At 67.5% G+C, this 6,622-nt stretch carries 4 protein-coding genes; 2 read left to right on the top strand and 2 right to left on the bottom strand.

From position 1 onward, the window contains the following. Window positions 1–113 precede the first annotated feature (113 nt). A complete protein-coding gene (locus PUN71_RS15055; protein ID WP_502860792.1) occupies window positions 114–971 on the bottom strand; it encodes a putative protein N(5)-glutamine methyltransferase in 858 nt (285 codons plus the stop codon). A gap of 192 nt (window positions 972–1,163) precedes the next feature. Here PUN71_RS15055 and PUN71_RS15050 point away from each other — a divergent pair, with 192 nt between their 5' ends. Next, a complete protein-coding gene (locus tag PUN71_RS15050) occupies window positions 1,164–2,210 on the top strand; it encodes a lactonase family protein (RefSeq protein ID WP_277799049.1) in 1,047 nt (348 codons plus the stop codon). A gap of 279 nt (window positions 2,211–2,489) precedes the next feature. Beyond that, the gene (locus tag PUN71_RS15045; RefSeq protein ID WP_277799048.1) at window positions 2,490–5,648 is read left to right on the top strand and encodes an alpha-amylase family glycosyl hydrolase; all 3,159 of its coding nucleotides are present in this window, start codon (window positions 2,490–2,492) and stop codon (window positions 5,646–5,648) included. On the opposite strand, the gene PUN71_RS15040 is transcribed toward PUN71_RS15045, so the two are convergent. Continuing rightward, window positions 5,645–6,607, bottom strand: a complete 963-nt coding sequence (locus PUN71_RS15040) for an SDR family oxidoreductase (RefSeq protein ID WP_277799047.1) — start codon at window positions 6,605–6,607, stop codon at window positions 5,645–5,647. The genes PUN71_RS15045 and PUN71_RS15040 overlap by 4 nt on opposite strands. Between the last annotated feature and the right edge of the window lie 15 nt (window positions 6,608–6,622).

Below are 6,622 nucleotides of genomic sequence, written 5' to 3'. Positions count from 1 at the left end.
CCCCACGTCGACCCCACCCAAACGCCACGCCGAAACTTTTACTTCAAGCCACCACTACCCCTCCCATCTCCATGACCGCCACCACCCAGATCACACGGGAGCTACCACCCAGGTCACACAGGTGCCACTGCCGTCCCGGGCACTGCAGTCGCGGGCACCATTGTCCCGAGCACCACAGTCCCGTCCAGTTCCTCGGAGCGGACTGTCTTGACCTGGAATCCGGCTTCGGCAAGGAGCCCGGAGGTGCCTGCCGCCTGGCGCTCGCTCGTTTCGATCAGCACACTGCCGCCGGGAGCCAGCCACTCGTGGACGTCGGCGGCAACCCGGCGATGGAAGTCGAGGCCATCCGGGCCACCGTCGAGTGAGAGAGCGGGTTCGTGCAGGCGCGCCTCCGGAGGCATCGTGGGGATGGCTTCCGTGGGCACATAAGGAGCGTTGACCACCAGCACCCGGACCCGGCCCTTGAGCGCGCGCGGCAGCGCCTGGAACAGGTCGCCGGCGTGGACATGGCCACCCAGCGGCTCAAGGTTCCGCCGGGCACACTCAACCGCTGCGGGCTCGATGTCCGCGGCGTGCAGTTCCACTCCGGTTGCCCGGTGGAGGATTACCGCCCCTACGGCCCCTGATCCGCAGCAGAGATCAACGACAACCACCGGTTCGGGGTGATCCGGCAGGAGCACCAGGGCTTCATTCACCAGCAACCCGGTGCGCCGGCGCGGAACGAAGACTCCGGGGGCAACCAGCACGCGCAGGTCCGCAAATTCCGCCCACCCCAGGATGTGTTCCAGGGGCACACCTTCCACGCGGCGCCGGACGTTGACGGCAAGCTGTGCGGGACCGGAAGCTTCGGCCAGCAAAAGGCGGGCCTCCTCTTCGGCAAAGACACAACCGGCGGACCGCAGTGCAGTGACAACCCGGTCGAAGACGGGTGAAGTGGAGCCGTGAACAGTCCCTGGTCCAGGAGATGGCACGGCCACGCCTTTCGGTGGGCAGGCGGACTCCCCCACGCCGCCTAGACCAGGTCCTCCGGGCGGCGGGCAGGTACACCCGATGCCGTTGCGGTAGCTACCGGACCACCTCCCATCTGCCGGTGCTGGAAATTCCATGCTAATTGTCCACCCGGACGCACGGGAATACGGGCGATCTGTTGGCAGGATGGAACCATGACCAGCCCCACCGCCGGCAACACCCTTTGGATCGGCTCCTACACCCCCGACGGCGGCGGCCGCGCCCAAGGCATCGGCGCCGTCCGCGAGCATCAGGACGGCAGCCTTGAATGGCTGGGCACGGCCGTCGCGGCAGAGTCGCCGTCGTTCCTTGCCGTCCATCCGGCACTGCCGGTGGTGTACGCGGCGGCGGAGCAACGCAAGAAAGTCCAGGCGTACCGGCGCCTCGGTGCCTTCAGCCTGGAGCCGCAGGGGGAATCCCAGCCTGCGGGTGAAGCAACCTGCCACGTGGCCGTGGACCCGCGGGGACGGTTCGTTACCGCCGCCTGCTGGGGCGATGGCCAGGTCCTGCTGTACGAGTTGGATGACGACGGCGGCATGGCCGGGCGGTTCCCCGCCGCACCGTCGGTGGACCCCCACGCCGGCCTCTCCCCCGGCAGTCCCAGGCAAAGCCGTGCCCACGCCAGCCTGATGCTGCGCGACGGACGTGTCATGACCACGGACCTGGGACACGACACACTCCGGATATGGGCATACCAGCCCGGCCTGGGCCTGGTACCTGACCACGAAGTAGTCCTCCCCTACGGCAGCGGGCCGCGGCACCTGGTGGAGCACCCGACGGGCAACGTCTTCGTCGTCTCGGAATACTCCGTGGAGGTCTTCGTGGCCCGCCCCGATGCCGGCACCTACGAACTCGTGTTCCGGGGACCTGCGACGGCCGGCGGCAGCCAGGAAGGCGATTCGGCCGCCGAGATATGCCTTGGACCGCAGGGCAACTTCGCCTACGCCGGTGTGCGCGGGTCAAACCTCATCAGCGTGCTGGAGGTGGCGGCAGGCGGGACGGAACTCATTCCCGTCAAGGACTTTGACAGCGGCGGGGACTGGCCGCGGCACCACCTGGTGCGCGGAAGCTGGCTGCACGTGGCCCACGAGCGGTCGGACAACATCGCAACGTTCCAGCTGGACCCAGTCACCGGGCTCCCCGGCCCCCGGCTCCACAACCTGGCTACCCCGTCGCCGACGGCTATCATCCCCGCCACGTAGCCGCCCGTACGACGCGGCCCCCGGCTCCACAACCTGGCTACCCCGTCACCGACGGCTATCATCCCCGCCACGTAGCCGCCCGTACGCGTAGCCGCCCGTACGACGCGGCCCCCGCCTCCTTTTCCGGCTTCTGCCCAAGACGCTGGAGTAATCCGGTGCAAGCGCTTACAGTTGTGACTTGGTTCACAAGGCAGCATGCTGTCCTTCGAACCCTCCTGCCGCATCCCATGTCAACGGCAAGCCTGTCCAGCAGCGCTGCTTCCCAGGAAGGTCTCACCCTTGTTATTCCGCACCCCTCCCGGCGCGCCCCCACGCGCCCAACTGCCGGCCACGCCGGCAGGAATCCAGCACTCCGCAACCGCCCGACCAACCCCGAGGCGCCTCGCAGCACGGTCGGCAGCCGGCCTGCTGGCAGCCGCCGTCGTGGCGTCGGTGGCGATCCTCCCGGCCAACGCCGGGCCTGGTCCCAAAGACCCCGGCGGCAAGGACCCCGGAACCAACCCCGCGTCGGCGACAGCCCTGCATTCGCTCCGCGGCCCGGTAACGGACGAGAACTTCTACTTCGTCATGGCGGACCGGTTCAGCAATGGCAGCACCACCAACGACCAGGGCGGCCTGGGCCCGGACCCCATGGTTTCCGGCTTCGACCCCACGAAGAAGGGCTTCTACAACGGCGGAGACCTGGCCGGCCTGCGCAGCAAAATCGATTACATCCAGGGCATGGGGACCACGTCCATCTGGCTGACTCCAAGCTTCAAGAACAAGGCGGTCCAGCCCGAGGACAAGTCAGCCGGCTACCACGGTTACTGGGTCACCGACTTCACCCAGATCGATCCCCACCTGGGCACCAACGATGAACTCAAGGCACTGATCACCGAGGCCCACGCCCGCGGCATGAAGGTGTACTTCGACATCATCACCAACCACACCGCGGACGTCATCGGCTACCAGGAGGGCGACCGCAAGGGCTATGTCTCGAAAGACGCTTCCCCCTACAAGACGGCCTCAGGGGAAGCATTCGATGACCGCGACTACGCCGGCACGGGCACTTTCCCGAAGCTGGACGCCAACACGTCGTTCCCGTACAAGCCGGTCCTCACCCCCGGCGAAGAAAACCTCAAGGTCCCCGCCTGGCTGAACGACCCCACGCTGTACCACAACCGCGGCGACACCACCTTCAGCGGCGAGGACTCCATGTACGGTGACTTTTTCGGTCTCGATGACCTCTTCACCGAGAATCCCAAAGTGGTGCACGGGATGGAGGACATCTACAAGTCGTGGATCGGCGACTTCGGCGTGGACGGCTTCCGCATCGACACCATGAAGCACGTCAACAATGAGTTCTGGCAGGAATTCGGCCCCGACGTCCTCAGCTACGCCAAGGAACACGGCAAGGACGAGTTCTTCATGTTCGGCGAGGTGTTCGATACCAGCAAGAGCTTCACGTCCCAGTTCACCACCCGGAACAAGATGCAGGCAGTACTGGACTTTCCCTTCCAGGACGCGGCCCGCAACTACGCTTCCAAGAGCCAGGACGCCAAGGCCCTGCAGTCCTTCTTTGCCGGTGATGACTGGTACACGGACGCCGACTCCAACGTCTACGAACTGCCCACCTTCCTGGGCAACCACGACATGGGCCGGATCGGCAGCTTCATCGCCCAGGACAACCCGGCCGCAAGCGATGAGGAGAAAGTCGCCCGCGATGAACTGGCGCATGAACTGATGTACTTCTCCCGCGGCAACCCCGTGGTCTACTACGGCGACGAGCAGGGCTTCACCGGCCCGGGCGGGGACCAGGACGCGCGCCAGACCCTCTTCGCCAGCAAGGTGCCGGAATACCTGGACGACGACCTCCTGGGAACGGACGCCACCCACGCCACGGACAACTTCAACCCGGACCACCCGCTCTACGCCAAGATCCGGGAGCTTGCGGCCCTGACCAAGGAGCACCCTGCACTCCGGAACGGCGCACACCAGCACCGCTACGCCTCCGACGGGCCGGGCATTTACGCGTTCTCCCGCACAGACGCGCAGGACCAACGCGAATACGTGGTGGCCCTCAACAACAGCGCGCAGGCACAGACGGCGGAGATTCCCACCTACATCGCCAAGCGCAGCTACACGCGCATCTACGGTGCGGGCGTCGAGGAGGCAAAGACCTCGGACCACGCCAAGCTGACGGTGACCGTCCCGCCGCTGTCCGCCGTCGTCTACGAATCCTCGGGCCGGATTCCGCACTCAAAGGCCGCCCCCGCCGTCGCCCTCCAGCAGCCGGCCCCGGCGCCGGGGGACAACGGGCGCATCAACGTCGCAGCCGACGTCGACGGTTCCTCGTTCTATGAGGTCACCTTCGAAGCCAGGACAGCGGGCGGCGGCTGGCAGCCTATCGGCACGGACGACACCGCGCCGTACCAGGTGTTCCACGACGTGGCCGCACTGGATGCCGGAACCCCGCTTGAGTACCGCGCAACGGTGCTGGACAACGGCGGCCACACCGCCACCAGCCAAAGCCGCTCCGCCAGCGTCCCCGCGCCCGTCCTGACCCTGCAGAAGCCCGTGGAGGGCAGCAGCGTGGAAGGCAAGGTGGAGCTCTCCGCTACCGCTGATCCGGAGAAGGCCAGCCATGTCGTCTCCTTCGAACGGAGCGTGGACGGCGGCGACTGGACCGCGGTGGGCACCGACTCGTCGTCGCCCGTGTACTCAGCCACCGACGACGTCTCCGCACTCGCCGACGGCACAAAGGTCCGGTACCGCGCCTCGATGAGCGGCCCGGGCTTCAACGTCACCAGCGACACCAGGACCGTCACCGTCGGCCAGGCCCCGCAACCGGACTCCGTCACGGTGGCCGGATCCCTGAACCAGGCCATGGGCTGCAGCGCTGACTGGGATCCTGCCTGCCCGCAGGCCCGGATGGTGTTGGATCCGGCGGACCGGATCTGGCGCTTGACCGGTGACCTGCCGGCCGGAAAGTACGAATACAAGGCAGCACTCAACGGCGGCTGGGATGAAAACTACGGCGCCGACGGGCAGCTGAACGGACAGAACATCGTGCTGGACCACCCCGGCGGCCCGGTGACCTTCCGCTACGACAACAGCACCCATCTCCTCACCACCGTGTACGCCTCCCAGCAGCCCGCTGCCGTGGCGGCCGCGGGAAGCATGGACAGCGAACTGGGATGCGCCTCCGACTGGGAGCCGGCATGCGCCCAGGCGCAGCTGACCCTGGACCCGGCGGACCTGGTCTGGAAACTGACCATCCCTGACCTGCCGGCCGGGAGCTACGAGTTCAAGGCGGCGCTCAACAAGTCATGGGACGTCAGCTATGGGGCCGGCGGGGCTTCCCCCGGAGCCAACATCGTGTTTGAGCACGACGGCGGCCCGGTCACCTTCCGCTACGACCACGTCACGCACGTAATCACCGCCAGGCCGGCCACCTAACCCCTGACGGGGTGGCCGAGGATGCCAATCAGCCGCCGGATGGCGTCCTCGGCCGTGGGCGGCGGCCCGAACACCTCGCGTTGCCGTGACGTGTCCGCCACATAGCGGCCCGTCTGGAACCACGAGATCATGGTCGCCATATCCTTGGCCATCGGGTTGACCGGGCCCAGGACAACCCCCGCCGCCTTCAGGATGGGCACGGGCACCGACCGGACCTTGATCTCCCTGCCGGTGAGCCGGCCGGCGATATCGGCAACCTCCTGCATGCCCAGGGGCCGGTCCCAGCCGATGTCGATCCGCTGGCCTTCCACGCCGGGGGCGTCCACCGCCTCTGCGAGGTAGCCCGCAAGGTCGGGTGTCAGCACGAACGTCAGCGGGGTGCGGGCGGACCCGAACCAGGAGAGCCTGCCCTTGGCCACCGGGTCGCCGCCGAACCGCGTGACCTGGTCCAGGAACGCGCCCGGGCGAAGGGCCACGAAGGGCACCCCGAGCTCCTCCAGCCTGTCCTCCATCAGCTTCTTGTGCCAGAAGTGCGGTACCTGCGGTGTCTGGTCGCACGTCAGGATGCTGGTCAGGACGAAGCGGCGCACGCCGGCCCTCGCCGCGGCCTCGGCCAGATTGGCGTTTCCCACCCGATCGATCTCCGGGCTGTCACCCTTGCGGTGCCGGGTGTAGCCGGCCGCGGAGGTCACCACCGCGTCCACTCCGGCCATGGCGTGGTTGAGCGAGTGGGGGTCCATCATGTCACCGCGTGCAATGCCGGCCCCGGCTGCCTCCAGCTTGGCGGGGTCGGAGCCGGGACGCACCAGGGCGCGCACCTGCCTCCCACGGCGCAGCAATTCCGACACGACCTGGCTGCCGAGCATTCCCGTGCCACCGACCACCAGGATGGGCCCCCGCCCGCCGGATGCCTCGGCCGGCCCTGTGGGTTCAGGGAGCGGGTGCGGACTCTCGCCCATGACTTCCTCCGATCA

The sequence above is a fragment of the Arthrobacter sp. NQ7 genome (assembly GCF_029581595.2).
In the GTDB taxonomy this organism is placed as follows: Bacteria; Actinomycetota; Actinomycetes; order Actinomycetales; family Micrococcaceae; genus Arthrobacter; species Arthrobacter phenanthrenivorans_B.
Note: the sequence above shows the minus strand (reverse complement) of the source record. Positions and strands in the feature narration are given on the sequence as shown.

What these genes read in the sequence shown, in the direction of transcription:
- PUN71_RS15050 (WP_277799049.1), top strand. Translation starts at nt 1,164, where the DNA reads ATGACCAGCCCCACCGCCGGCAACACCCTTTGGATCGGCTCCTACACC.
- PUN71_RS15040 (WP_277799047.1), bottom strand. Translation starts at nt 6,607, where the DNA reads ATGGGCGAGAGTCCGCACCCGCTCCCTGAACCCACAGGGCCGGCCGAG.